This window comes from Chitinimonas sp. BJB300 (assembly GCF_002735695.1).
In the GTDB taxonomy this organism is placed as follows: Bacteria; Pseudomonadota; Gammaproteobacteria; order Burkholderiales; family Chitinimonadaceae; genus Chitinimonas.
Map to the genome: position 1 here is coordinate 46,113 of NZ_PDZH01000004.1, position 26,049 is coordinate 72,161.

At 54.6% G+C, this 26,049-nt stretch carries 21 protein-coding genes; 6 read left to right on the plus strand and 15 right to left on the minus strand.

Annotated features, from left to right (window positions below):
• Positions 1 to 22: 22 nt before the first annotated feature.
• The 5 genes from CSQ89_RS01275 to CSQ89_RS22355 form a co-directional block, all read right to left on the minus strand.
• The gene (locus tag CSQ89_RS01275) at positions 23 to 1,069 is read right to left on the minus strand and encodes a substrate-binding domain-containing protein (RefSeq protein ID WP_099404381.1); all 1,047 of its coding nucleotides are present in this window, start codon (positions 1,067 to 1,069) and stop codon (positions 23 to 25) included.
• A 326-nt stretch (positions 1,070 to 1,395) separates the two neighbouring features.
• Complete coding sequence (locus CSQ89_RS01280) at positions 1,396 to 4,698, minus strand: efflux RND transporter permease subunit (RefSeq protein WP_099404382.1); 3,303 nt, start codon at positions 4,696 to 4,698, stop codon at positions 1,396 to 1,398.
• A gap of 105 nt (positions 4,699 to 4,803) precedes the next feature.
• Positions 4,804 to 5,952 carry an efflux RND transporter periplasmic adaptor subunit gene (locus tag CSQ89_RS01285; protein WP_099404383.1) on the minus strand — a complete coding sequence of 383 codons (1,149 nt, stop codon included), beginning with the start codon at positions 5,950 to 5,952 and terminating at the stop codon, positions 4,804 to 4,806.
• Positions 5,949 to 6,785: a TetR/AcrR family transcriptional regulator gene (locus tag CSQ89_RS01290; RefSeq protein ID WP_139023019.1), complete on the minus strand. Its 837-nt coding sequence runs from the start codon at positions 6,783 to 6,785 to the stop codon at positions 5,949 to 5,951. Before CSQ89_RS01290 ends, CSQ89_RS01285 begins: the two co-directional genes overlap by 4 nt.
• A gap of 436 nt (positions 6,786 to 7,221) precedes the next feature.
• A complete protein-coding gene (locus CSQ89_RS22355) occupies positions 7,222 to 7,380 on the minus strand; it encodes a hypothetical protein (protein WP_158228856.1) in 159 nt (52 codons plus the stop codon).
• A 294-nt stretch (positions 7,381 to 7,674) separates the two neighbouring features.
• On the opposite strand from CSQ89_RS22355, the gene CSQ89_RS01295 reads away from it, so the two are divergent.
• Complete coding sequence (locus CSQ89_RS01295) at positions 7,675 to 8,898, plus strand: glycosyltransferase (RefSeq protein ID WP_099404385.1); 1,224 nt, start codon at positions 7,675 to 7,677, stop codon at positions 8,896 to 8,898.
• Between the two features lie 341 nt (positions 8,899 to 9,239).
• Here the strand turns inward: CSQ89_RS01295 and CSQ89_RS01300 are convergent, their stop codons facing one another.
• The 10 genes from CSQ89_RS01300 to fdxA all read right to left on the minus strand — a co-directional run bounded on the left by CSQ89_RS01300 (position 9,240) and on the right by fdxA (position 19,413).
• Positions 9,240 to 10,178, minus strand: coding sequence for a GlxA family transcriptional regulator (locus CSQ89_RS01300; protein WP_099404386.1), 939 nt, complete (start codon positions 10,176 to 10,178; stop codon positions 9,240 to 9,242).
• A gap of 88 nt (positions 10,179 to 10,266) precedes the next feature.
• Positions 10,267 to 10,836: an isochorismatase family protein gene (locus CSQ89_RS01305; RefSeq protein ID WP_099404387.1), complete on the minus strand. Its 570-nt coding sequence runs from the start codon at positions 10,834 to 10,836 to the stop codon at positions 10,267 to 10,269.
• Positions 10,837 to 11,735: 899 nt separating this feature from the next.
• On the minus strand, positions 11,736 to 12,428 hold the full coding sequence (locus CSQ89_RS01310) for a hypothetical protein (RefSeq protein ID WP_099404388.1): 693 nt from the start codon (positions 12,426 to 12,428) through the stop codon (positions 11,736 to 11,738).
• A gap of 399 nt (positions 12,429 to 12,827) precedes the next feature.
• Positions 12,828 to 13,433, minus strand: coding sequence for a hypothetical protein (locus tag CSQ89_RS01315; RefSeq protein ID WP_099404389.1), 606 nt, complete (start codon positions 13,431 to 13,433; stop codon positions 12,828 to 12,830).
• A 314-nt stretch (positions 13,434 to 13,747) separates the two neighbouring features.
• Positions 13,748 to 15,199 carry a bifunctional 2-methylcitrate dehydratase/aconitate hydratase gene (locus CSQ89_RS01320; RefSeq protein WP_099404390.1) on the minus strand — a complete coding sequence of 484 codons (1,452 nt, stop codon included), beginning with the start codon at positions 15,197 to 15,199 and terminating at the stop codon, positions 13,748 to 13,750.
• A 73-nt stretch (positions 15,200 to 15,272) separates the two neighbouring features.
• The gene (gene prpC / locus CSQ89_RS01325) at positions 15,273 to 16,427 is read right to left on the minus strand and encodes a bifunctional 2-methylcitrate synthase/citrate synthase (protein ID WP_099404391.1); all 1,155 of its coding nucleotides are present in this window, start codon (positions 16,425 to 16,427) and stop codon (positions 15,273 to 15,275) included.
• Positions 16,428 to 16,466: 39 nt separating this feature from the next.
• Positions 16,467 to 16,916, minus strand: coding sequence for an EVE domain-containing protein (locus CSQ89_RS01330; RefSeq protein WP_099404392.1), 450 nt, complete (start codon positions 16,914 to 16,916; stop codon positions 16,467 to 16,469).
• Positions 16,916 to 17,461, minus strand: a complete 546-nt coding sequence (locus CSQ89_RS01335; protein WP_099404393.1) for a GNAT family N-acetyltransferase — start codon at positions 17,459 to 17,461, stop codon at positions 16,916 to 16,918. The genes CSQ89_RS01330 and CSQ89_RS01335 overlap by 1 nt, the downstream gene beginning before the upstream one ends.
• Entirely contained in the window at positions 17,461 to 18,345 is an 885-nt protein-coding gene (prpB, locus tag CSQ89_RS01340; RefSeq protein WP_099404394.1) for a methylisocitrate lyase, read from the minus strand. Before prpB ends, CSQ89_RS01335 begins: the two co-directional genes overlap by 1 nt.
• Positions 18,346 to 19,074: 729 nt before the next feature.
• Positions 19,075 to 19,413 carry a ferredoxin FdxA gene (gene fdxA, locus CSQ89_RS01345; protein WP_099404395.1) on the minus strand — a complete coding sequence of 113 codons (339 nt, stop codon included), beginning with the start codon at positions 19,411 to 19,413 and terminating at the stop codon, positions 19,075 to 19,077.
• 76 nt (positions 19,414 to 19,489) lie between these two features.
• Here fdxA and gluQRS point away from each other — a divergent pair, with 76 nt between their 5' ends.
• The 5 genes from gluQRS (at position 19,490) to trpB (ending at position 26,025) form a co-directional block, all read left to right on the plus strand.
• Positions 19,490 to 20,419, plus strand: a complete 930-nt coding sequence (gene gluQRS, locus CSQ89_RS01350) for a tRNA glutamyl-Q(34) synthetase GluQRS (protein ID WP_099404396.1) — start codon at positions 19,490 to 19,492, stop codon at positions 20,417 to 20,419.
• A 182-nt stretch (positions 20,420 to 20,601) separates the two neighbouring features.
• The gene (locus tag CSQ89_RS01355; protein ID WP_099404397.1) at positions 20,602 to 23,226 is read left to right on the plus strand and encodes a FimV/HubP family polar landmark protein; all 2,625 of its coding nucleotides are present in this window, start codon (positions 20,602 to 20,604) and stop codon (positions 23,224 to 23,226) included.
• Between the two features lie 104 nt (positions 23,227 to 23,330).
• Positions 23,331 to 24,113: a tRNA pseudouridine(38-40) synthase TruA gene (gene truA, locus CSQ89_RS01360; protein WP_099404398.1), complete on the plus strand. Its 783-nt coding sequence runs from the start codon at positions 23,331 to 23,333 to the stop codon at positions 24,111 to 24,113.
• 23 nt (positions 24,114 to 24,136) lie between these two features.
• Positions 24,137 to 24,757, plus strand: coding sequence for a phosphoribosylanthranilate isomerase (locus tag CSQ89_RS01365; RefSeq protein WP_099404399.1), 621 nt, complete (start codon positions 24,137 to 24,139; stop codon positions 24,755 to 24,757).
• Positions 24,758 to 24,801: 44 nt separating this feature from the next.
• Entirely contained in the window at positions 24,802 to 26,025 is a 1,224-nt protein-coding gene (trpB, locus tag CSQ89_RS01370; RefSeq protein ID WP_099404400.1) for a tryptophan synthase subunit beta, read from the plus strand.
• Positions 26,026 to 26,049 lie beyond the last annotated feature (24 nt).

The window sequence follows — 26,049 nt, forward strand, 5'->3', positions numbered from 1 at the left end:
CCTATTATTTTAATTAGCCCACCTATTTTTCCGGCTTGCCTTTCCAAATGGCGATATAGGCTTCCTTGTAAGGAATGTTGGCGTCAATTTCCCGATAGCCCATCCGGGCGAGTGATTGCGTGGTAACCAGGATAGGTTTTGTTATGTAGCCACTGGCCTGCTTGCCGGCAAAGGCACGATTAAGTTCGTCCGCCAACTGCCAGCCCTGCAGGGAAAGGGGTTCCGCCACCGTGGCGGTTTGCAAGGAGAGCCCGTTTTTAATACGGCGCAGCGCCTTGGCCGAGCCATCACCTGCGGCGACATTTTGAACATCGCCCCGGCCGAGTTTAATTAGTGGGAAATTCATTTCATCAAAATAAATGTCGTTGATTGCCAAAGTATGAGTCCATGCTTTCCCAAAACGTTTGTCCAGGCTTTGCACCACGCCGTCGATGTCCTGTTTTACCTGGGATATAAGGACGTTCTCGATGGATAATATTTGGCAGGACTTACACTTTTTCAGCATCTCCTGCATGCGCTTGGTCTTTTCGTTGGCTACCGCAAAACGATTGTCATTGATGATGACAACGCCAGCGTTGTCTTTTGCACTCTTGATCACGAATTCGGTTGCGACCTTGGCTACTTCGTCCGAATGGGTTGCCACATTGACGAACAAGTCCTTGGTGGGCCCGGGCGCGGCCTCGGCATGCCAGCCCACCAGCACAATGTTGGCATCCTTGGCCTTTTGAATAAGGTTGGCGCCGTCCTCTACTTGAAACCCGCCCAGCACGATGGCATCGGGCCGTTGTGCGATGGCAGCGGCAAATTCGCTGCGGATAACGGCTGCATCGCCCTTGCCATTGACAGCCTGCACGCTCCAACCCAGTATTTGAGCCGCTTCCTCCAGCCCCCTAAATGCAGCGGTGGGCCCCCCGTTCTGTAGGTCCTGCGAAAGAAAAATGACTTTCCGTTTGCCTTGGCCAATGGGCCCATCGGCCGGGCCATCCCAGATAACGGCACCAAAACAAGGAAGCCAAACACTGGCTAGCAGGGAAACCAATGCAATAGCGACGGTTCTATTCAACATCATTGGCACCTTCAGAAAACATAGTCTGGAGTCCCCCAGCCTTAATAGGGGACATGTACTTTATATGTATGGCGAGTTCCAATCCAAAGCGCAATATCGTAAACAGGTAAATTGGTTTGCTGTAGGGATGGGGTGATCCCCCTTACGCATGGGCCGGCATTGGCCGTAAATCCATGCCAATCGTACGCTGAACGGCGTTGGCATTTACATACTATCAACATAGAGACAGGCTAAAAAAAACGGCATGTATCTTGATACATGCCGTTTCGCCCAATGCATATCACTTTACCGCACACCGTGCGTCATTAAACCTGATGTACGTTGATGCGTTAACGCCCTGTCCCTGGTTGCGGGGCAGCATCTTTGACTTGGGGGGGCTGGTCAGTATGTTTGCCGGCAAATTTCTGCTTTAGCCACATACCCAGGTCGTCCAGATAGGTGAACACGACTGGCACCACAACCAAGGTCAGCAGCGTAGAGGTAATCACTCCACCGATAATGGCGTGTGCCATCGGTGCGCGTTGCTCGGCTCCTTCACCCAAGGCCAATGCAAGGGGCAACATGCCGCCAATCATGGCGAATGTGGTCATCAGGATAGGTCGCAACCGGACACGGCCTGCTTCAACAATGGCGGCGAAGCGCTCCATGCCCTGGTTGCGCAATCGATTGACGAAGTCGATCAGCAGGATCGCGTTTTTGGTCACCAGCCCCATCAGCATGATGATGCCGATGATGGAGAAGAGGTTGAGTGTGGAGCCCCAAGCCAGCAGCGCCAGGAATATGCCTACTACCGAAAGTGGCAGCGCGGTCATGATCGCCAACGGTTGGCTGAAGCTGCCGAACTGGGAAGCGAGTATCAGGTAGATGAATATCACGCCGATCAACAATGCCTGCACGGCGTAGTTCAAGCTTTCACCCATGTCGCGCTCGGCTCCTTCCTGAACGAAGCGATAGCCCTGGGGCATCTGGATTTGCTTGAGCAGCTTGTCTACCTCTGGCTGCACTTCGCCTACCGGCACACCTTCTACATCGGCATAGACTTCGACATTTCGGAACAGGTTGCGACGCTGGATCAAGGTTGGTGTACCGCTGGCCTTGATGTCGGCCACCTGCGAGAGCGGAATCATGATGGGCTGGCCCGTACGTGCATCGATATCTGTGCTGGCAATGGGCAGGTTGGCTAGGTCCTCAGCCATACGACGATTGTTTTCTGGCAGGCGAACGATGATCTCGTAACTCTCGCCGTCGGGTGCTTGCCAGCTACCGATTTCCTCACCCGCGACCAGAGGGGCGAGCGTAGCGCCGACCTGGCTAACCGATAAGCCCACGGTGCTGGCCATTTCGCGGTTGACATTGATATCGATAGCCGGCTTGGCAGCCCGCAACGAGGTTTGTACGTTGATTACGTGCTTGATGCGGCCCAAGCGCTCGGCAACATTCTCGGCAATCCGTTTCAGTTCACCAAAGTCCTTACCCTGAATCGTGATGAAAATAGGCGCATTGTTGCCCCCGCCTCCACCTTCGGCGCCACTTACGCTGCGCAGTTCAATCCCTGCGATTCGCGTCAATCGGTCGCGAATCTTCTTGATCAGTGCGTCCTGGCTGATGCGCTTATTTTTCTCGATCAGGTTCAGGTTGGTATGAGCAATGTGCTTACCGTCTGATTCACCGGTATTGATAGCGGTATACATATCCTTTATTTCAGAAAAGGCGCGTAACGCGTCCTCCACCTGTTCCGCTTTCGAGGTCGTGTAATCAAGTGAACTACCTATGGGTGTACGGTAGTCAATCTTGATTCGTCCGGAGTCTGCCTTGGGTTGGAACTCTGCTCCAATGAAAGGCACCAGCAGGAATGAGCCGAAAAACAATGTGATAGCCGCCATCAACACAAGGGAACGGTGTGACCAGCTGGGCTTGCCTTTAAGACCCGACTTGAACCAAGTACGAGCGCGGGGCCGGGTAGCCAACACAAACAGGGTGATTGGCAGGCATATCACGGCGAGGATCAGTACCAACCATTTGGGCAGGTTTATCCGTTTGGGGTTGAGCACCCATTCGATGGTGCGAGCATAAAAGGCGGAGATATTGTCTAGGCCACGCTCGAAGCTATCCAATACCCGACCTAACGGTCCAGTATGCTTCATGCCGTGGGCGTGCGGGTCGTGCCATACCGAGCTCAGCATCGGGTCGAGCGTGAAGGAAACAAACATTGAGATTAACACTGCTGCACAGACGGCAATGCCAAACTGGAAAAAGAACTTACCAATCAGGCCACCCATGAAACCCACAGGCATAAACACCGCGACAATGGTCAGCGTAGTGGCAAGCACCGCAAGGCCGATTTCCGCCGTGCCATCCAGCGCCGCCTGGTAATGGCTTTTACCCATTTCGGCATGGCGGACAATGTTTTCCCGCACCACGATGGCATCGTCCACCACCAGCCCCACGCATAGAGACAGGGCCATCAGGGTCATCCCATTGATGGTGAAGCCAAACGCCTGCAGGAAGAAAAAGGTGCCAATCAGCGCAACGGGTAAGGTAAGACCGGTAATCACCGTTGAACGCCAAGAACCCAAGAAGAGCCAGACAATCAGCACGGTTAGGACTGCACCTTCTAACAGCGTGGATTTTACGTCGGCCAGCGATCGGCGAATGTCGCTTGACTCATCGACAATTACCTCCATCTGGATACTTTCAGCTTCCAATTCCTTATTCAGGTTGTTGACCATGGCATGGATGTCGTCAGCCACCTGTATGGTATTGGCGCCGCTGACCTTGGTGATTTCAATGGATAGCGCGCGTTTCCCATTGACCAGCGCCGATGAATCCCGTGTCTGTTCACCATCAATGACATTGGCGACTTGGCTAAGCAAGATAGGCTGACCATTACGGCGCGCCACCACGATCTTACCGAAGTCCGCAGCTTCAACCAGCCGGCCCTTGAGTTGCACCACGCGCTCAGTTTTATCGAACTCGATATTCCCAACCGGTATTTCCTGATTCTCCTTGCGGATATCTGCAATGACCTGATCAGCCCCAATGCCGAATGCATGCAGCTTCTCGGGTAGGAGTTCAATATTCAGCTGCCGTTTGATGCCGCCAATCAGCCTTACCCTACCTACACCCTTAACTGTTTGGAACTGGCGCTGGATATACTGGTCGGCCCGAATGGTCATCTGCCGCTCTGTCAGCTTATCGCTGGTTAGAGCCACGGTGATGGTGGGCCCTCTGTCTTGCCGTGCCTGCGTGATGTAGGGTTCTTTTACTTCACGTGGGAAATCGACCTTAGCCTGATTCGCCTTCTCGCGTACCTCGTTCAAGGCACGGTCCATATTGGTATCGAGTTCGAACTCGACAAATACGAACGACTGCCCGCTATAGCTTTCGGAAGTCAGGTTCTTGATGCCGGAGATGGTGGACAGCTTTTCTTCCATCGGCCGCGAAATCTTTGTCTCGATGATTTCCGGCGACGCGCCCGGATAGTCTGTGACCACAATGGCGAAGGGAAGCTCGACATTGGGCATTTTCTCGACCGGCATGCGCTGGTAGGCAAACAAGCCGAGCACCACCAACGCCACCATCATCATGGTGGCAAAGACGGGGTTCTGGATGCTGATGCGGGTAAACCACATGGAATAACCTTTTTGTGCGGCCGGGCCGCGTGCGGGGCATACAACTGCGTCAACCCTGGAAAGTGAGCGCCGCGCACTCACTCCGCCAAGATTGGCAATAGCCGTTTAGGCTGTGGGTTTGGCTGCTGGTAGCTTGATGGCCTGGCCGGGTTTCAGGTTCTCGATTTTCGCGATAACGACGACAGCGCCGGGCTTGAGTCCTTCTACTATCGCAGCCTGTTTGGTCAGATCATTCATGATCCCGAGCTTGACCTGGCGGGAAACTATCTTGCCGTTTTCCACTGCCAGCACGAACGGTGCATTGCCTTCGCGGCCACGAATAGCGCTGAAGGGCAGGGTGGCGGCATGCTCAAGTTTCGCCAGGGTGGCTTCGCCTTGGGCAAACATACCCCCGCGCAGGCTGTGCAAAGGGTTTGGCACTTTTACGTAGACAGGCACCATGCGCGATCCGGCATCGGCTACGGGGGCAATGCGTTCAATCGTGCCGATAAATTTTTGTTCGCCAAAACCTTCGATATCGAGCTTCACCGACTGGCCCAGCTTGACCGCCGGCAGCCGCGCCACCGGCACAGCCGCTTCGTACTCCAGCTCACCCAGATCAACCAGACTGAATAAATCCTGATTGACGGCTACGCGGCCACCCGGTTCTATCTTGCGGCTGGCGACAATGCCACTGAAGGGCGCGCGCACCACGCCGTCCGCCAATGCCTTGCGGGCTTGCGCGGCTTGGGCCTCTTCTGCCTTCAACTGAGCAACCGCCACGGCAACCTTGTTTTCGCTTTCGTCGTGGGCGGTTGGGGAAATAAACCCCTGCTTCAGCAAATCCGCATTGCGGTCGCGGTTTTTCTCGGCCAGCAGCAATTCGGCTTGCACACGTTCGCGAACGGCGGTGCGGTTGACCAATTGGTTGTTGCGGTCGCTGGCTTCAAAGCGCGCCAGTACTTGGCCGGCTTTTACCGCGTCGCCAGGGCGGACCAAGACTTCCTTGAGTATGCCATCGACTTCGGCCCGGATGACGGTCTGCCGAATCGGGTTGAGTGTGCCGGACAAACTTAATGGTTGAATCAATGTGCTATCAGTTACATGCGCCAGATCAGAAGCCGCCAGTTCCAATGTAACCGGGGTGTCGGCCTTGCTTTCAGCAGTGGGCGCGCTTTTCTTCTGCGCAACCACCACACTGCCTGCGGCAATGGCAAGCAGGATGATTACGACGACGGCACGGCGTTTTGCACGTGACGAAATAGGGCGGTTCATACAGTGTTTCCTTGCGGTGAAGCTTGTTTTTCCGGGTCCAACCCTTGCCAGAGCATGTCAACAATGCGCGGTATGAGGGTGTCCAGATTGATTGCCTCGGGATTGAGCAGCCACGCTGTAATCAATCCATCCATCAGTGCGCTCCAGAAAATGGCTTGCAGCTGTGGGTCTACCGGCACGGCTTGTTGGTGCAGGCTATGCTGCTGGGTGATCAGCGTGGCCGACATCCGATAGCTTTGCTGATAGGCCTGGGCCAGCCGCTCGCGTACTTCCGGGGCGCGCGCCTGGCCCAGGAATTCCAGAAACAGGCGAGGCCAGTCCGGGTCTTGCTTTACTCTTTCCAGCACACCTGCCAGCAGCGCCTTAGTGCCTTCTCGCGGCGAAGCATGGCGGGACTGTAGCTCGATGGCTTCCGGCAGGTGCTGGTCAAACTCCACCTGGAAGCGGCTATCGAGCAGCGCAAAGAAGAGGTCGTTCTTGCTCTTGAAGTGCCAATACACGGCCCCTTTGGTGAGGCCCGCATCGGCTGCCACTTCGTCGAGCGATGCACCCAGATAGCTCCTTTGGGAAAACACACGCGCTGCGGACTCGAGAATACGGTCGCGGGTATCCACCGGCTCGGCAATGGCCCCTTCCAACAACGCGGCAAACTGCTCGCGCGGGCCTAGCAGACGCTTTACCGTTTGCCACGGCACGCTGGCTGCCTTGGCGATATCGGCATAGGTCAGGGTATGGGCCGGTACGCCGGCTGCCAGCCCACGCAATGCAGCAAGCGCAGCCTGGCGGGCCGTTTGGGCGTCCATCTCGATAGTGGGTTGAGCAGCGTGGTTCAAATCCGTGCACTCCTATAAGCATACTATTTGGTATTTTATTTATTGACCTTGCTTTCTGTAAAGCGTCAACTGAACTTATTTATTCGCTTCAACACTGGCAGGCAGCCAGATTCAAACCTACGTCGAGTCGTAAACCGTTATTTGGCAGGGCTTGCCGGTGGAGAGGAAAATGAAGGGAACAGGCTTGCGCGCGTTGCGCGAATGTCGCTTGGAGCGCCTCACGACAAAGGGGCAGGCTAGGCCAAATAACAATTGGCTTATGCGGTGGGCTTTAAAAGCGGCCGAATTTTGTAGTAGTCCGCCACGGACAGGTCGGTTTGCAGCGTGCCGCCCGTTGTTGAAAAGTGCTCGAATGAATCGTGCACATAATTGGCGAACAATTCACGTGTTTAGTCCCGATAATTGCTGGTTTGGATCAGCCTTGAACCTTTCAGGCTCAGTTGCCCAGATTTTGCAGAAGGATTCGACTAGTAGCTTGTCTGCGGGCAAGCCAGGCAACCTGGATAGTGTAAAGCCGCGTATACGAGTCAAAGAGGGCGGTCGGGTCGAATAGCTGGACCAATGCCTTGGGCAGGTCGGCGGGCGATGGGGGCATGGAATTCCTCTCTTACAATCTTTTGTGTGATGACGGGAATGGACATCGGTAGTGGGTAATGTCGAGGTATTACCGGAACCCTATTGAAATGAGTGTTAGTCATGATCTGTCGTAGCGGCAGTGTCATGGAAATCACGGCTGGGAAGACGGCGACGTTGACGTAGGTTGCCGACGGTATGAGCTTATGTCGTACAGTTCTGCTAGCGGTTGGCATAGCTTGAAGCAGCGCATCCGTCATCAGTCCGTCATGTGCAGGGGCTAGTCTGGCTGTATCTGGCTAGGGAGCGTGTGCATATGCGTGTACTGATGGTCTCGGATGTCTATTTCCCCCGTGTCAATGGCGTATCTACTTCTATCCAGACTTTTCGCCGCGAGCTTGCGACGCAAGGGGTGACGGTAGATTTGATTGCGCCGTCCTACCCTGGCGAAGTCGATGAGGCAGGTATTTGGCGCATCCCTTCACGTTATGTGGCGATTGACCCGGAAGACCGCCTGATGCGGCGAGGACAGGTAAGGGACCTGTTGCCGCGGTTACGTGGGGCGGGCTACCAGCTGGTGCATGTTCAAACCCCATTTATCGCCCACTATGCCGGGCTGGAAATAGCCCGCGCGCTGGGTGTGCCGGTGGTGACGACCTACCACACCTTTTTTGAGGAATACCTGCATCACTACGCACGTGGGGTACCGGCCAGCTGGACGCGTGCGTTGGCGCGGCGTTTTTCGCGTGGGCAATGCAACGCCACGGATGGTGTTGTCGCCCCTTCTGGCGCGATGTGCGATGCGTTGCGTCAATATGGTGTGACAGTGCCTATCGAAGTGATTCCGACGGGGATTCCGCTTGAGCGATTCCAAGGCGGCGACAGAGCAGCCTTTCGCCGTGCCCATGGCCTGGGCCAGCAGCAAGAAGTGGCGCTGTTTGTCGGGCGGGTGGCACATGAAAAGAATATTGGCCTGCTGTTGCAAGTGGCAGAGCGACTGCGTTATCGGCGGCCGGCTTTTGTGTTGCTGATAGCAGGGGAGGGGCCGGCGTTGGGCAGTTTGCAGGTACAAGCCCAAAAGCTGGGACTGGGTGGGATAGTGCGTTTTATCGGATACCTGGACCGTAGCACAAGCCTGATTGACTGCTATCGGGCTGCCGACCTGTTCGTATTCGGTTCTACTACCGAAACCCAGGGTTTGGTATTGCTGGAGGCTATGGCGATGGGGTTGCCGGTGGTGGCGATTCCGGCAATGGGCGCGCGCGATATCCTGTTGCCGGAACGTGGTTGTTTGTGCGCGAAGGACGACGCGATTGACTTCGCCGAGAAAGTGGAACGCGTATTGCAACAGCCAGACCTGCACCGACGCTTGGCAACCGAGGCCCAAGCCTATGCACAGCGCTGGAGCGCGCCGGCGACGGCAGAGCGCATGGCTGATTTCTATAAACGCACGGTGGTGACGACCGCGATGAATGAGGCGAGCCCTAGAACTGGTTTAAAGTCTCGTAAGCCAGGGCAAGGTAAGGCGAAAACAGTCTAGGAATCGATGATTACGCGTGGTAAATGAGCATTCTGAGGGTGTTTTCACGCGGTATTGCCGACGCGTAGCTGACTATAGGTAGATTCTTAAGCCGGTATAGCCAACTAAGAACCTTTTTACGATTTTACTGCGCAGCCGTGATCAGGGCTCATGTGCTGCTCGAAGTCCTCATGTACAACAGTACATTCTGGTTTCTGTGCTGCGCTTCACCCTGCTGACGCCTGCTCGTGACAGATCGTAAATAGGTTCTAAGAATCTACCTGTGGCGGTTGGTTGCATGGGCCGAAAAATGGAACTGGCACCCCAATGCGGTAGGTTGTTTGTGCAGACTTTTATGCGGCTCAGCGTCCGGGCAGGGGCTCGCCGCGTTGTTTTCGCCAGACGCGGCGTAAGTCCCGTGCCGAGCCAAACCCGCCTATCTCTGCAATCTTTTCCAAGGAGTAATCCTTTTGCCTTAGCAGCGGCTCGATATTCGCCAGCTGCATACGTTGGCGGTAATCCAACGGGGCGATGCCGATATGTAGTTTGAACAACCGGGCCAGGTGGCGCGTACTTACGCAAGCGATAGCGGCCAAGGAGTCGAGTGACCAATCGCCTGCCGGTTCAGCGGCAATGGCGTCCTGTACTCGGTGTATTGCTGGGTGCATATGATCGCGATAGTCCTGGAAGGGTGACAGTTGTGGTGTATCGCCGTCACGTCGTCTCCAGATCACCATATCACGTGATACCGCGACGGCAACCTTGGGGCCAAACTGGCGGGCGATGAGTTCGAGGGTGAGGTCGATGCCTGTAGTGACACCGGCAGAGGTGGCGATATTGCGATCGATGACGAAGATACGGTCGCTTTTTACACGGGCGGCTGGGGCCACTTGTTTTAGTTGCTCCACAAGCGTGTGGTGGATGGTGCAGGGGCGGTCGTCCAGCAAGCCGGCAGCGCCAACTAACAGTACGGCTGAATAGATGCATACCAAGCGGACATCAGGCCGCAAGACCTCTTCTAGCCAAACAATGATTTGTTGCAAGATTGAATTACATCCTTCGGCAATGAGGGTACTGAAGCCTGGGATGATGAGCCAAGCATTTGGCGGCAGCGAGTCTGGTAATGGTGCCGTATCTTGCAGTGTCATACCCAGCGAGCAGAGGGGTAATGTTACTGGCCCGGCATAGTGCAGGGTCAGGTCGCTCACATAGCGTTGGGAAATGCGCAACGCTTCGGCTGGGCCAGCAAGGTCCAGCAATGCAAAACCTGGCAACAGGATGAAGTGAACCGATATCGTCATTTACTTGCGCTCTATATGACTTTTGCCTGCTGGATTCAAAAGACGTAATGCTTTGATTAACTAGTGGTTTGTAAAATTCACAAAGTGCTCAAGCCAATACGGGAAGTTCCGCCACGACTTCGTCTATGGTGGCGAATCGGGCGAAGCGTCCGGCTAGTACAAGCTCGGTGCGTTCCTTGATTTCGGCTGCGCTGAAAAGGCGGTCGTTGTTATGCTTTATCGGAAAGGTGAGCGTGGCCTCAGTGACGAAGTCGATCGAAAAACCTATGTCCGTCCCATGGTGAGCCTTTGTTTCGCGGTCTTGTTCGGTGCGGATTCCTGAAATAATCAGACTATCGATGTTTAGCGCGTGCAACCAAGTGCTTAAGCCGGTATCTACCAACGCGCTATGTGTTTGCTTATATGCTGTATGGTCGGCAATCGGGTCGCTACCTGCCAAGGCAACGATGTAGCAAGCGTTATGTCGGAATGTTTTGGAAGCGGTGTTGCACCCATTAATATTGACGTGGAATACACGTATTATCGGTACGCCAGCGGCACGTGCACTGATAATGAGTTTGTTCTGTGCTGCCAGATAAGAAGAAAAATCGCCGGTTTGCCAGCAAGGGGTGTGGCGAAACGACGCTTGAACATCAATTACAAACAAAGCGCGAGACATTTCAAATAATTCAAATGGCTGTATAGATGGGTCTACCTTAAGCTTTATCGACCATAAAGTAAGGAGGTAAAACCGACCAGAATCGGAAAAATTCAGACAAGCAAATCGATGCGCTGTCCCCCTATAGGAATGGGGTCGTTTTACTTAGCATACTCTGCTTATTTTTGGTAAGCACAATGGATATTTTTTTCGTGTTTGAGCAGGTGGCTCGGCAGCGTTTATTTTTAAGTGGCTTATTCGCTGGCTGACAACGCTTGCTGGCTTCCCTTGCTTAATATGGGTAAGGCTAGGCATTGTAATGCGTGAGGGTATATTGTTAATTCAAGTTCTATTAAATATCCGGAGTGTGTTTAATAAATAAAGTTGGATTGGTTCAGTTAATTATTGAATTATGCTTTTGCAATAAAATTAATAAATTACTGGCTGCGAAAACAGCCGCACAATTTTAAGCTGCTTTGTTATTGGATTTTTGTGGGAGTAAAGATTTTTTCTGATTTGGATGGGGGCGTTAGGTCTTTGATTATGCTTGATTAATTCAATTTATATGCGACGAATTTAGTCGTCCGTTTAAGCTGGTGCGATCGATCGATCGATTGGAGGAGGAGGGGATTTCTTATTTTCAAATGAATTTAATGGTTTTTTCTTGTCGGGATTATATCCAACCCCTAGATGTAAATCTCTGCTAGTGTCGGCGTGATGACTATATTCTTCCGAATGTGTGTCAGGAATATAAAACCCCTGGTGCATCAGCTTTGGCGACGCCTTAAAGCCAGTTGAATCCGTTAGCCAGCTTGTCTGCGGATTAGGACTTCTGCGGGTGTTCTAGTGGCGTTATCAGCGCCATTTATTTTTCTCAAAAAAATTTGTTCAATCTTCGTTTGTGTAAAAAATATGACCTGCTAGGACGCCTGTAACGGGTTTGACTCAGTGATGGGCAAGTAGGCGTAGACAACATGTAGCGCCTCATCGGCATGGTGCAAATCGTTGATCTTGGCCAACGCCTCGCGCAGGGCCATCAACGAAAGGCGCAGCTCAGACTCAGTTTCGCTTTTACTTATCCGGCGTTTGAGCATGGCCGCCCGGGCACTCAGATGGTGGTCGGCTATCTTGTGCATCAACAGGGCCACCGGGTGCAATAGCTGGGGTAGCTTGGTGGATACGGCAGGCTCTACGCTCATTACGGGGGAGGCGAGTTCCGTATTTGGCTGGTCGGCATCGGCATCGGTATCGGCATTCAGCAGGGAGTGTTGGGCGTGGGGGAGGGGCGAGGTGGCAACTTGGGCCAATGCAGCCGCGGTAATGCCGCGTTGTGTTGCGCCGGGCTCGGCGACAGTGGTGGCTGGGGTGGCGGCAGGGGTGAGCTCGGCGATCTTGCTGCCCGGTACGATTTCAACCAGCCCCAATTCCAACAGCTTTTCAACCGTGTCTGCTTGGCTGCCAAGTGCGAGGGCTAGCCGCGCCAGTTCAGGTGTGCGCTTCCGACCATCGATTTGCAGCAGCAGCGTCCGCAATCGGGCAGGTAGGCGGGCGCTGGCATCTCGCGATTGCAGCGCCTGTAGGCCAGCTTCGGTTTTGCGCAGTTTTACATTCATTTTGCGTATCTCCATTCGCGTATTTGGAATAGCCGCGACTAAGCAGGCACAAATGGTGAAAAGTGTTGCTGTGGGGCAGCCGACCATAAGAGTTTTATGACATACGCGCTAGACTGTCGGGGGATAGCCCTGCGGCGTAAAGACGGGATATCGAAGGCTTTCGATCTTGAAGATTCTATGGTTGACAACTGAAGCGGGGCTTTTGAGCAGCGCATAAGTCTTGATCATGGCGCACAGTAAGATCGTAAACAGGTTCTTGGAACCCGACTAAAGCCAGCTACGCGTCAGCAATAGGGCGTTGAAATCATTCTCGGCATGCGCATTTACCATTTGTAAACGCCGCTTCCTCGGCTGTTTTCGCCTTACCTTGCCCTGGCTCGCGAGACGCTAGAGAGGTGCTTAAAATGCTGGGGCAGCTTTGAAGCTGAACAGCGGCAATGTTGGATAAACATATTGCAACGCCTTGTCAGCATGCAGATAGCCATTGGACTTGGCCAACGCTTCGCGCAGTGCCATCAAGGAAAGACGAAGTTCGGCCTCGGTTTCGCTCTTGCTGATACGGCGCTTGAGTATTGCTGCTCTGGTGCCAAGGTGTGTATCGGTCACTTCGTGCATCATCAAGGCAATGGGCTGAAAAAGCTCTGGCAGCTTGGTCGATACGAGGGGTTCCTGCTCATCTTCCTCTGTAGTCTGTTCGGCATACCCCGCATCTGTGTTTGCGGGCATGGTTTTGGAAGCAGCGCCGACGCGTTGCGTGGCAGCCGGTGGTGGTGGGCTTTTGATCTGACTGCCGGGGACGACCTCGACCAACCCCATTTCCATCAGTGTTTCAACGACATCGGCTGTACTGCCGAGTGATACGGCGAGCCGGGCCAACTCGGCAGTACGTTTTCGCCCATCAACTTGCAGCAGCAACGTCCGTAGTCTGGCGGGGAGTCGTACCCCTGCTTCTCGAGATTGCAGTGCCTGCAATCCAGCTTCAGTTTTACGCAATTTTACGTTCATGATGCGTACTTCCACTTAGTCATTTCGTGTGGTTTGTTTGTTGACGCGACAGATTGGCACAAGCAATAGAATGGCGCTGCGCATACCCAATGCATTGCCGGATGCAACGTTATTACGCTGAAGCGACGGCAATACAGGCGTGGATGACGTAAGCATGAAAACTATCAAGGGATAGTACGTTGTCGTAAAGTCGGGAAATCGAGGGGTTCCCGTTTCCTGGAGGAATGGTGTAGGGAGTCTGTTCAATTACGCAGGTTGTTTTCGACCCTGCTGCATCTTGGTGGTGCAGCAGGGTTGGGTGCAGGTGCTATGGCTTATTTCATCATCAGGTCGACAAACTCGTTGACCGGCGTGATTTCCAATGTTTTTTGGTCATTGCACAGGTCGTAGATCGCGTTGGCTTGCTTGGCGGCGAACACGCGGGCGAGGTTGGTTCTGAACTTGGCCTCCAGGAGCGGGATGCCATCGCCGCGGCGGCGGCGATGCCCGATCGGGTATTCGCAGACTTCTTCGGGTAGCACGGTGCCGTCGTTCAGTTCCACCGTTAGGCCATTGGCGATGGAGCGCTTTTCCGGGTCGTGGTAGTCGCGTGAAAAACCGGCGTCTTCAACGCAGACAATCTTGTCGCGCAGCACATCGATGCGTTGGTCGGTAGCGATCCCATCTTCGTAGTCGGCTGCGGTCAAACGGCCGTGGATCAGCGGCACCGCTACCATGTACTGCACGCAATGGTCGCGGTCGGCTGGGTTATTCAGCGGGCCCTTCTTGTCGATGATGCGAATGCAGGCTTCGTGGGTGCGGATGGTGATTTTCTTAATGTCCGCCGCTGTTTTGCCCATGGCGGCCAGCTTGCCGTGCAGGGTCATGGCGCATTCCACGGCAGTCTGCGAATGGAATTCAGCCGGGAAGCTGATTTTGAATAGCACTTGTTCCATCACATAGCTGCCATACGGGCGTTGGAACTTGAATGCATTGCCCTTGAACAACACATCGTAAAAGCCCCAACCCTTGGCAGAGAGCACGCCTGGATAGCCCATCTCACCCTTGAGGGTGATGAGTGCAAGGCGGACGGCACGGCTTGTGGCGTCGCCCGCAGCCCAGCTCTTACGGCTGCCGGTATTCGGGGCGTGGCGGTAGGTGCGTAGCGCCTGGCCATCGACCCAGGCTTGCGACACGGCATTGATGATTTCCTCACGCGTTCCGCCCAATAGTTTGGTCACCACCGCGGTGGAGGCGACTTTGACCAGAACGACATGGTCCAAGCCAACGCGGTTGAAGCTGTTTTCCAGCGCCAGCACCCCCTGAATCTCGTGTGCCTTGATCATGGCGGTGAGCACCTCACGCATGCTCAATGGGGCTTTACCGGCCGCGACACGGGTACGGCTAATCCAGTCTGCGGTCATGAGGATGCCGCCGAGGTTATCGCTGGGGTGACCCCATTCGGCCGCCAACCAGGTGTCGTTGAAGTCGAGCCAGCGAATCATCGTGCCCAGGTTGAATGCTGCCTGAATAGGGTCCAGCTGGTATGAGGTGCCGGGTACTTTGGCGCCATGAGGAACAACGGTGCCGGGGACGACCGGGCCGAGTAGTTTGGTGCAGGCCGGGTATTCCAGCGCTTCGAAGCCGCAGCCTAGGGTATCCATCAGGCACAGACGAGCGGTGTTATAGGCCTCGTTGGAGGTGATCTCATGGTTGCAGACGTAATCGGCAATATCGACCAGTACCTGATCAGGATCGGGGCGAACGTTGGAGATAAGGGCGGACATGGGGTGATTCCTATGGGGTGTATGAGTAGGTATTCGACCGGGGCTGTTTGGCAGTGTCCGCGGTGCAGGTCGCTTACTTGCGTTTCTTGAGAGGCACGAACTTAAGGTCCTCAGGGCCGGTGTAGTTGGCGCTGGGGCGAATGATCTTGCCGTCGATACGCTGTTCGATCACGTGGGCGGCCCAGCCGCTGGTGCGCGAAATAACAAACAAGGGCGTGAACATGGCGGTGGGCACCCCCATCATGTGGTAGCTGACCGCGCTGAACCAGTCGAGGTTGGGGAACATCTTCTTGATATCCCACATTACGGTTTCCAGGCGTTCGGCGATATCGAACATCTTGGTATTGCCAGCTTCTTTCGACAGCTTGCGCGCGACTTCCTTGATGACGACATTGCGTGGGTCGCTGACGGTGTAGACCGGATGGCCAAAGCCGATCACGACTTCCTTGCGCTCGACACGGGCACGGATATCGGCTTCGGCTTCGGCTGGGTTGTCGTAACGCTTCTGGATTTCGAACGCCACTTCATTGGCGCCCCCGTGCTTGGGGCCGCGAAGCGCGCCGATGGCGCCGGTGATGGCGCTGTACATGTCCGACCCGGTGCCGGCAATCACACGGCCGGCAAACGTCGAGGCATTGAATTCGTGCTCGGCATACAACACCAATGAGGTGTGCATGGCTTTCACCCAGTGCTCGCTAGGCTTTTCACCGTGCAGCAGATGCAGAAAGTGGCCGCCGATGCTGTCGTCGTCGGTTTCGACCTCAATGCGCCGGCTATTGTGGCTGTAGTGGTACCAGTAGAGCAGCATCGAGCCGAACGAGGCCATGAGCTTGTCGGCGATATCACGTGCGCCGGCCGCATCATGGTCGTCTTTCTCAGGCAGGGTGCAGCCCAATGTGGAGACGGCGGTGCGCATCACATCCATCGGGTGGGTGCTGGCAGGCAGGGCTTCCAATACAGTCTTTAACACGGCAGGGATGCCACGCAGCGATTTGAGTTTTTGTTTGTAGCCTTGCAACTCGGCTTGGTTGGGCAACTTGCCATGCACCAGCAGGTGGGCGATCTCCTCGAATTCACAGGCATCGGCAACATCCAGGATATCGTAACCGCGATAGTGCAGGTCATTACCGGTACGGCCCACGGTGCACAAGGTGGTGTTGCCGGCAGCAACACCCGATAAGGCAACGGATTTCTTGGGCTTGGGCAGGGTGGTCGGTGTATCGCTCATGTTGGTGTCTCCTTATGGGGCGGCAGAACCACCCTGTGCTTAGTTGCGATGGGTATCGGGTTCGATGGCGGAGGGGGCCGCATCGAGCATGGCGCGGGCAATCAGTTCAAAGTCGTTCTGGCCGATTTCCAGGTGGCCGAAACGAAATGCGGCGCCCCAGCGTTGTTTGTTTCGGATAAACGTCAGTTGTTCAATCATCGGCCGCACCGGCACTTCCCGGCAGGGACGATAAGCGACGTTGCGCCGATAGTACGTGTCCGCGTTTATTTCAACCGGGTAGGCATCCGCATCCTGTATCTGTCCGATCGCCGTGAAGCGCTGGCAGGACCCCGCTTCGCCCATGTGTTCGCTGGGGGAGTAGTAGATCAGCCAGTCGCCGGGTTCCATACGCCCCAGGGGCCCGCTCTTTCCGTGGCATAGCTGGCAAAATCCACCTGTGATACCACGCAACACATGATCGTGTGACACGACGCCTATCCAGTAACGCATCAGCGTCTAGCTCGATGAATGTGGTACAGCACATGCCGGCGTAAAGGATGGTAGGCTGGAACATTGGGGTGATCGAAATCACCGCTGAGGTCTCTTGCCATGCCAATACGTGTCATGACGGATTGTGATGGGAGATTGTCGGGGGTGGTGATGGCGACGATTTTGTCGAGCTGTAGTTGTTGGAAACCGTACTCCAACGCTAATTTAGCCGCTTCTGTGGCGTAACCCCGACCCCAGTATTCGCGTGCCAATCGCCATCCGATCTCAACGCAGGGTGTGAAGTGAGCTGCGTAAGGCGTGCGCAGCAGGCCGGTAAAGCCGATGAAGTCCGCAACGCCGGGTACTTCGACCGCCCAGAAGGTGAAGCCTTCGCGATCAGCATGTTCACGAAAGTGGTCTGCGTTGGCGTTACTTTCGGTCTGCGTCAATACGCTGGGGAAGTAGCGCCGGACCTCGGAGTCGGCATTCAGGACAGCGAAGGGCGTTAAGTCGCTATCGCGCCAGTCGCGTAGGACGACGCGCGCGCCGTGTAGCGCAAATCTCATTACGCTTTTCCGCTGGCAAACAGGGCGTCGAGTTTTTGTTCGTACTCGTGGTAGCCCAGGTGGTCGTATAGTTCCATGCGCGTTTGCATTGTATTGAGCACCTGTTTTTGCGAGCCTTCCGCGGCGATATGGCCGTAGACATTCAATGCCGCCTTGCTCATTGCACGGAAAGCGCTGAGCGGGTAAAGCATCATACTGACGCCTACACTGCCCAGTTCATCACGGGTAAACAGTGGGGTCTTGCCGAATTCGGTGATGTTGGCGAGCACCGGCACTTTTACCGCATTGACGAACTGTTTGTACATGTCGAGGCTTTCCATGGCCTCGGGGAAGATCATGTCGGCACCGGCTTCCACGCAGGCGCAGGCACGGTCGATGGCAGCTTGCAGGCCTTCCACCGCCAGCGCATCGGTACGCGCCATGATCACGAATTCCGCATCGGTTTTGGCGTCTACTGCAGCCTTGACGCGATCGACCATTTCCTCTTTGCTGACGATGGCTTTGCCGGGCCGATGACCACAGCGCTTGGCCAGTACCTGGTCTTCAATATGCACAGCCGCTGCACCAGCACGAATCATTTCCCGTACCGTACGCGCAATGTTGAAAGCACCACCCCAGCCGGTATCGATGTCAACCAGCACGGGTAACTGTGTGCGGTCGGTGATGCGGCGCACATCAATTAGCACATCTTCCAAGGTAGTGATGCCGAGGTCAGGGATGCCGCAGGAACTGGCGGCTACTCCGCCACCTGATACATACAGCGCCTTGTGGCCGCTGTGCTCGGCCAGCAGGGCGGCATAAGCATTGATGGCCCCGACGATCTGCAAGGGTTTGTTGGCGTTGACTGCAGCGCGGAAGCGCGCACCGGGGGTGGTTAGGGGCATGGAAGTCTCCGTTCAGACTGCAGGGCGGCGGGTGTTTACAAAGATCTGGCCGGGCAAATATCAAACTTTGTCAGGTAGGGCTGGGGCGCATTGTTATTGGGCAAGCGTTGTCCAGGGGGAGATTGGTATTGGCGAAACCTAGCATCTCATCGGCGGGATAATACCCGAGCGAGCACATTTTTTGTGCCGCCAGCTTGGCGGCAGACAGTGGTTGTTGCGCGGATTGGCAGTGCTTCGAGGTGAAAGTTGAAACCTGTACCCGGAAGTGGTGATGGAACTCGGTAACGACTTATATGGCGGTGCCAGCTATGCCCGTGTGGCATTGAAGGGTGTGGTGGTGGGGGGGCACATTGTTAAGAAGGTATGAAGCGATTGGCTGTTGAGGCAGATTGCAGAGGGTAAACGTTTTAACAGTGTTGCTTGAATGTAACGAAGCTGAAACAGCGGCAGCGTGTTGCTTGGGCGTTGGTCTGGATTAAGAACCTGTTTACAGGTCTGTCGCGAGCAGCCGTCAGCAGGGTGAAGCGCAGCGCAGAAACCGGAATGTACATAGGTACATGAGGATTTTGAGCAGCACGTGAGTCCTGATCACGGCTGCGCAGTAAGATCGTAAACAGGTTAAGAGCGTAGGATGAGTTTGTTTGGGTAGGCCAGCCCGTAAAAAATGCCCGCCAGATTCGGGATGGCGGGCATTTTTCGATCAGGCACTGCGTGGGCTTTAGGGGTGGATCAAGCCCCATTTCGGTCCAGGTGCGCCAGCTTGCCTTTGACGTTGGCCCACTGGTCATGGTCGGGCAAGGGGTCTTTTTTCTCTACAATAGGTGTCCAGCTTGGATGCCTGGAAAGGTCGGCATTCAGTTGGATGTAGATCTGCTGGTCAGCCGGGACGTCGTCTTCGGCATAGATTGCCTCAACAGGACATTCGGCTACGCACAGTGTGCAATCGATGCACTCGTCCGGGTCGATAACCAGGAAATTCGGGCCTTCGCGGAAGCAGTCCACCGGACATACGTCAACGCAGTCGGTATATTTGCACTTCACGCAGGCGTCAGTCACCACGTAAGTCATTCTTTTTTCCTCGATATTTTCGGCGCAACAAACCGTTGGCAATTGTATCAGAAGCGCTCACCACACCCCGTAAAGCATGGTTACTTTCCGAGACACAGTCATAACAAGCCCACCCTATCGTGGTCGTTTTGCGCCAAGCCCCACCGGGCTCTTGCATGAAGGGTCGCTCCTGACGGCGGTTGCCAGCTATCTGGAAGCCCGACGTCGGGGAGGACAATGGTTGCTGCGTATGGAAGATATCGACCCGCCTCGCGAAATGCCCGGCGCGGCAGATAATATTGTGCGCACTTTGGCGGATTTTGGTTTTGAATGGGATGGACCAATTCTTTATCAAAGTACGCGACTTGATGTATACAAAGAAGTGTTGAATAGTTTGATTGCACGCAAAATAGCTTATCCGTGTGGATGTACTCGAAAAGAAATAGCGGATTCAAGTGCGAGGGGAATCGATGGGCCAATTTATCCAGGTACTTGCCGGAACGGATTACCTCCCGGGCGACAAACCAGAGCGTGGCGTTTACGTTTGGAAGAGACCGCATTGATGGATTTTAATGATGCGATTCAAGGTGCCCAACAACAAAGTCTCATAGACCAAGTTGGGGATTTTGTCTTGTTGCGCGCAGATGGGTATTTCGCCTATCAATTAGCAGTGATTGTTGATGATGCCGAACAGGGAATTACCGACATTGTTCGAGGCGCCGATTTACTCGATTCCACACCACGCCAATTGTATTTGCAGCGAATATTGGGCATTTCCAGACCGAATTACGCGCATTTACCGATATTGGTCAATGCGGCGGGTGAGAAACTAAGTAAACAGACTCGAGCAGCCGCTTTGTTGGTTTCGCGCGCAAGTTCATTCCTCTGGCAGACATTGGAAAGGCTTGGGCAACGACCGGACCCGGCGTTGAAAATGGCATCTTTGGAAGAAATCTGGGCTTGGTCCAGATCAAACTGGCAGCTAGAATTGGTTCCGCAAGCTAAAATCCTGCATGACTGCGAGTAGATAGTGATTTGTGTGTTTTCACGCCAATGTCATGTATCTCTTTGAAATTTAAGTAGCAAATTTCTTCTTTTTATTCTGTGAAATTGCTGCTTAAACTCATATGGGGCGTTAGCTTGCGTGCATAACCCCATGATGTTAATTTAGTTGTTGGAAATTTGACTCCGCAAAAAAGGGTGGGAGCCGTGAGAATCGAATCAAAACTCAAAGCCACCGTGATGGCTGTAGCCTTGGCAACAATACCCGTTGCGCTGCATGCGGCTGGCTTGGGGCGTTTGAATGTACTGTCTGGATTGGGACAGCCCTTGCGTGCCGAGATTGATCTGGTGGCGGTGCAACCTGCAGAGGTTGAGTCGCTTCGCGCCGCTTTGGCGGCACCAGAAGCGTATCGCGAGGCGCAAATTGAATATCCGCCTACTGCGTTGGGTTTACGCTTTAATTTGGAAAAGCGTGGTGGCGGGCAATATTACATTGCGATCAATTCAGCTCAGTCGGTAAATGAGCCCTTTCTTGATTTTCTGCTTGAGTTGAAATGGGAGGGCGGCCGAGTTTTACGTGAATACACGGCATTGCTCGATCCGGTAGGATACGACTCGACGACTAAACAAGGCACGGCACAACCTACAGAAACGTGGGATTTAACGCCGAAATCATCATTGCCGAAGCCGATGGTGGCAAATCGGTCGTCTGCATCCTCAAGAGCAGAGTCCAAATCGCAAGAATCTAAATCCACCGAATCAAATGCTGATTCGAGTGGTGCTACTCATACGGTTAAACAAGGTGAAACCCTTGCGGGAATTGCGCGGGAAAATGCAGTTGAGGGCGTAAGCCTTGAACAAATGTTGGTTGGTTTATATCGCGCCAATCAGGATGCATTTGACGGCAATAATATGAATCGCCTTAGAAAAGGGCGCATTCTTTCTATTCCCAGTAAAGAGACTTTAACTGCTATTCAACCCCGGGTTGCAACACAGGAAATCCGGGCTCAGGCAGATGATTGGCATGCTTATCGCGGCAAGGTGGCAGGCTCTGCAACGCCTTCCCGGGGTGATCAGGCTGGTAGCGGCTCCGGCAAGATCAGTGCGCATGTTGATGATCGGGCTGCACCGCGCGAATCTACAGGCAAGGACAACCTGAAGCTTTCGAAGGGTGATGAAGGCAAGCTCAAGGAGCGTGTGCAGTCTCTGGAAGAAGAGTCGACTTCACGGCAGAAGGCGTTGCACGAGGCTAACCAGCGTGTGGCAGAGCTTGAAAAAACCAACAAGAAGCTGGAAGAGTTGTTGGCACTGAAGAACAAGCAGGGCGCAGACTTGCAAAAACACGCGGAAGCAAAGCCGATTGCTGAGCCTGCACCGGAGCCCAAGCCTGAATACAAGGCTGAGCCAAAGGTTGAGACACCTGCGCCTTCCCAGCCTGTGCCTGCTACACCCTCGGAAGCGGTACCTTCCGCTGCGGTAGAGGCAAAGCCGGTAGAGCCGGTTGTTCCACCGCCTCCACCCGAACAGGAAAAGCCTAAGAAGAAACGACCAGTCATTGAGGAACCAGCGCCGGAGCCTTCGTTGTTGGAAGATCCGACCGTACTGGCAGGTGGCGGTTTACTGGCACTTCTTTTAGGCGGTGGCGCATTCTGGGCTATACGCCGACAAAAAAAAAATAACTTCTCAGACAGCGTAATTACGGGCTCGGATCTGAAAACGAACACCATGGTAGGGAATACCGGTGGTGCCGTAATCAGCACAGGTGTTACCGAGAACTCATTTTTGACTGACTTCAGCCGTGCAGGTCTGGGCACGATTGATACAGATGAAGTGGATCCGATTGCTGAGGCTGAGGTTTACATGGCCTATGGGCGTGATGCCCAAGCCGAGGAAATTCTTAAGGATGCCCTGGGCCGTGATGGTAGCCGCCAGGAAGTCCGGTTGAAGCTGCTGGAGATCTATTCCGCACGCAAGAATCCGGCATCTTTTGAAGCCACGGCACGTGAGTTGTATGCTGCAACCCAGGGCCAGGGTGCGGTTTGGTCCCAAGCTGCTGAAATGGGGCGGGCGCTTGACCCACACAACAGCCTTTATCAGCAACAGGTCCCGGTGGACACCGGCGCATTAGATAAAACAATGGTCATGTCGGCCGGTACATTGGGCGACGCAGTTGATACGGCGAAGTTCAACAAGCCGGTTGGTAGTGTCGCGCCACCGACGATGGCACCTGCACCCGTACCGGCGCCTGTTCCGGCACCACCACCTCCGGTTGTGGCTGAGATGGATTTTGATCTCGACGCATCCGTGCCTGCACCAGCGCCCAAGGCGAGAGTCCCGGAAGCACCTGCAGCGCCTAAGTCTGATACCGGTCTGGATTTCAACCTGGGTAATTTCTCGGCACCGACATCGGCTCCTGTGGCTGCCGCGTCGCTGGCTAGCGCTGATAACGACATTCTTTCCTTGGATATTCCACTCGACCTGAGTACCGAAAGTGCATCGGCGGCGTCCGGCGCTTCTTTGGCCTCTTCTGACTTGGCCAGTGACCTGGATTTCGACTTTGACTTGAATGAAGGGTCTGCCAGTGCAGATGTGTCGCTGGGTTCTGATGCGATGAATCTGGATTTGGATATGGCGCCTGAGTCGGGCAGCAGCGGCGATATTGCAGACTTTGGTGCAGAGATGGATGATCCTGTCACCACCAAGATTGATCTGGCTCGTGCCTATATCGATATGGGGGATAAGGAAGGCGCACGGGAAATTCTGCAAGAAGCCATGAGCGAAGGAACGGCAGAGCAAAAAACGACAGCGAATTCGTTGTTAGCTCAGTTGTAAATCTGCGGTTTTTGTCAGTACATTGGCGTGGGTCGTCTTCAGGCGGCCCACGCCCTTGTTTTTTTGCCTCGGTTTTTTGGCTTTGTTTAGGATGAGTTGTTGCGATGCGTATTGCCCTGGGCCTTGAGTACGATGGTCGTGCGTTTTGTGGTTGGCAGTCCCAGCCCAATGGATTAAGTGTTCAGAACGCCTTGGAGTCTGCCGTCGCCCGAATGGCGGGTATGCCGGTACGGATACATGCTGCTGGCCGTACCGATGCGGGTGTGCATGCTTCGCGGCAGATTGTGCATTTTGATACCGAAGTGAAGCGGCCTATTACTGCCTGGGTGCGTGGAGTAAACAGCTTTTTGCCGGCAGGGGTGGCTGTTTTGTGGGCTGATGTGGTTGACCCACAGTTTCATGCCCGGTTTTCGGCACTGGCTCGGCATTATCGTTATCTGTTGCTTAATCACCCAGTTCGGCCAGCACTGTTGGCGGGACGAGTAGGTTGGCATCATGCCCCCTTGTCACTGGCGTCAATGCGTGCCGCGGCGACATGCCTGATCGGTGAGCACGACTTTTCCAGTTTCCGCGCAGCCGAATGCCAAGCGGCAAGTCCGATAAAACATTTACTAAGGTTTGAAATCCAACAGCAGGGTGATCTTTTCTCGATCGATGTATCGGCCAGCGGCTTTCTTCACCATATGGTGCGTAATCTGATGGGGGCATTGGTCCATATCGGAAAAGGCGCAGCTGAACCCGGGTGGATGAACGAGCTATTGGTTGCGTGTGACCGTACGGTTGCACCGCCGACCTTTATGCCCGATGGCTTGTATTTTGCCGGCGTCAGCTATCCACCTAGCTTTGGCATTGCCAGCGAGCCGTCCTTCCGCCACTATCTGGTCTGATCTGTCCCTTTGTAACCTTTGTTATGACTCCACGAATTAAGATATGTGGCTTGCGTGATGTCGCCAGTGCACAAGCAATTGCTGCAAAGGGTGCGGATGCCATCGGTTTGGTTTTCTATGAACCGAGTCCGCGTCATGTATCTATCAATACAGCGCATGAAATCGTTGCGGCGACGCCACCATTTGTCAGTACGGTAGGGTTGTTTGTCGACGCGGAGCCTTCATTGGTCGAAGGCGTGTTGCGTACGGTACCACTGGATTTGCTGCAATTTCACGGTGATGAGTCGCCCGAGTATTGTCGTTCCTTTGGCCGACCTTATATAAAAGCGGTTCGGGTAAAACCGGGCCTTGATTTGTTAGAATTTGCTGACCGCTACGGGGATGCGCGTGGTTTACTGTGCGATGCCTATTCGACGGCTGCGCCCGGCGGCACTGGTGAGCGATTTGACTGGTCTTTGTTGCCGCGTCGTTTGCCATTGCCCTTGATTTTGTCAGGTGGCCTGACACCCAATAACGTTGCCGAGGCTATCCGCACCGTACAGCCATGGGCGGTGGATGTATCCAGTGGGGTTGAGTCCAGCAAAGGCGTAAAAGACGCCGAACTGGTTGGGCGGTTCGTCGCTGCGGCGCGCACTGCGTTCTAAACCGGCTTTGGCCGGCCTGCAATATTGCTTAATTGGAAGTACAGATGCATATCAACGATCTGCTGATCCCTCAAACTTACGATCTGCCCGATAGCCGTGGCCGCTTTGGCGACTATGGCGGTATCTATGTGGCTGAAACGCTTATGGCTGCGCTGGATGAACTGCGTCGTGAATACGAGCAGGCCTGTCAGGACCCCGCTTTTATGGCCGAGTATCAATATGAGCTCAAGCATTATGTGGGCCGTCCCAGCCCTATCTACCATGCCAAGCGTTGGTCCGAGCAGCTGGGTGGCGCGCAGATATACCTGAAGCGGGAGGACCTGAACCACACTGGCGCGCACAAGATCAACAACACCATCGGGCAGGCTTTGCTGGCCCGCCGTATGGGTAAGAAGCGTGTGATTGCGGAAACGGGCGCAGGCCAGCATGGCGTGGCTTCGGCGACGGTTGCAGCACGCTATGGGATGGAGTGCGTGGTCTACATGGGCGCGGAGGATATCCAGCGCCAGTCTGCCAACGTGTATCGAATGAAATTGCTGGGTGCTACTGTCGTGCCGGTTACTTCAGGTTCCCGTACGTTGAAAGATGCGCTGAATGAAGCGATGCGTGACTGGGTGACGAATGTCGACAACACGTTCTATATCCTTGGTACTGCTGCGGGCCCACATCCCTATCCCATGCTAGTGCGTGACTTCCAAGCCGTGATTGGTGAGGAGTCGAAGGTGCAGATGCAGGAAATGGCAGGACGCCAACCCGACGTGGTCGTGGCTTGCGTGGGCGGTGGCTCGAACGCAATCGGTATGTTCTACCCGTACATCCAGGTGCCCGGCGTCAGAATGGTGGGGGTGGAAGCCGGTGGTGATGGTGTAGAGACTGGGCGACATGCTGCGCCGTTGACTGCAGGTACGCCCGGTGTGTTGCATGGCAACCGCACCTATCTGATGCAGGATGAGCACGGCCAGATCATCGAAACCCATTCGGTTTCCGCTGGACTCGACTACCCTGGTGTTGGCCCGGAGCACAGCTACCTTAAAGATATTGGCCGGGTGGAATATACCGCTGCTAATGATGATGAATCGCTGGCGGCATTTCACGAACTATGCCGTACCGAGGGTATTATCCCGGCACTTGAGTCCAGCCATGCCTTGGCCTATGCCAAGCGTTTGGCACCGACCTTGGCCAAGGATAAGATCATATTGGTTAATTTATCCGGCCGGGGTGATAAAGATATTCCCACCGTCGCACGCCTTGCCGGCCTCGAATTATAAGAACCCGAGTGTGCCGTCCTCTTT

Bases quoted from the DNA above. Each gene is read 5' to 3' on its own strand.
- CSQ89_RS01300 (WP_099404386.1), bottom strand. From the start codon at position 10,178: ATGACGATATCGGTTCACTTCATCCTGTTGCCAGGTTTTGCATTGCTG.
- CSQ89_RS01365 (WP_099404399.1), top strand. From the start codon at position 24,137: ATGACTCCACGAATTAAGATATGTGGCTTGCGTGATGTCGCCAGTGCA.
- CSQ89_RS01330 (WP_099404392.1), bottom strand. From the start codon at position 16,916: ATGCGTTACTGGATAGGCGTCGTGTCACACGATCATGTGTTGCGTGGT.
- CSQ89_RS01315 (WP_099404389.1), bottom strand. From the start codon at position 13,433: ATGAACGTAAAATTGCGTAAAACTGAAGCTGGATTGCAGGCACTGCAA.
- CSQ89_RS01320 (WP_099404390.1), bottom strand. From the start codon at position 15,199: ATGTCCGCCCTTATCTCCAACGTTCGCCCCGATCCTGATCAGGTACTG.
- trpB (WP_099404400.1), top strand. From the start codon at position 24,802: ATGCATATCAACGATCTGCTGATCCCTCAAACTTACGATCTGCCCGAT.
- truA (WP_099404398.1), top strand. From the start codon at position 23,331: ATGCGTATTGCCCTGGGCCTTGAGTACGATGGTCGTGCGTTTTGTGGT.
- prpB (WP_099404394.1), bottom strand. From the start codon at position 18,345: ATGCCCCTAACCACCCCCGGTGCGCGCTTCCGCGCTGCAGTCAACGCC.
- CSQ89_RS01335 (WP_099404393.1), bottom strand. From the start codon at position 17,461: ATGAGATTTGCGCTACACGGCGCGCGCGTCGTCCTACGCGACTGGCGC.
- CSQ89_RS01305 (WP_099404387.1), bottom strand. From the start codon at position 10,836: ATGTCTCGCGCTTTGTTTGTAATTGATGTTCAAGCGTCGTTTCGCCAC.
- CSQ89_RS01280 (WP_099404382.1), bottom strand. From the start codon at position 4,698: ATGTGGTTTACCCGCATCAGCATCCAGAACCCCGTCTTTGCCACCATG.
- CSQ89_RS01295 (WP_099404385.1), top strand. From the start codon at position 7,675: ATGCGTGTACTGATGGTCTCGGATGTCTATTTCCCCCGTGTCAATGGC.
- prpC (WP_099404391.1), bottom strand. From the start codon at position 16,427: ATGAGCGATACACCGACCACCCTGCCCAAGCCCAAGAAATCCGTTGCC.
- CSQ89_RS01275 (WP_099404381.1), bottom strand. From the start codon at position 1,069: ATGATGTTGAATAGAACCGTCGCTATTGCATTGGTTTCCCTGCTAGCC.
- gluQRS (WP_099404396.1), top strand. From the start codon at position 19,490: ATGGTTACTTTCCGAGACACAGTCATAACAAGCCCACCCTATCGTGGT.
- fdxA (WP_099404395.1), bottom strand. From the start codon at position 19,413: ATGACTTACGTGGTGACTGACGCCTGCGTGAAGTGCAAATATACCGAC.
- CSQ89_RS01285 (WP_099404383.1), bottom strand. From the start codon at position 5,952: ATGAACCGCCCTATTTCGTCACGTGCAAAACGCCGTGCCGTCGTCGTA.
- CSQ89_RS22355 (WP_158228856.1), bottom strand. From the start codon at position 7,380: ATGCCCCCATCGCCCGCCGACCTGCCCAAGGCATTGGTCCAGCTATTC.
- CSQ89_RS01310 (WP_099404388.1), bottom strand. From the start codon at position 12,428: ATGAATGTAAAACTGCGCAAAACCGAAGCTGGCCTACAGGCGCTGCAA.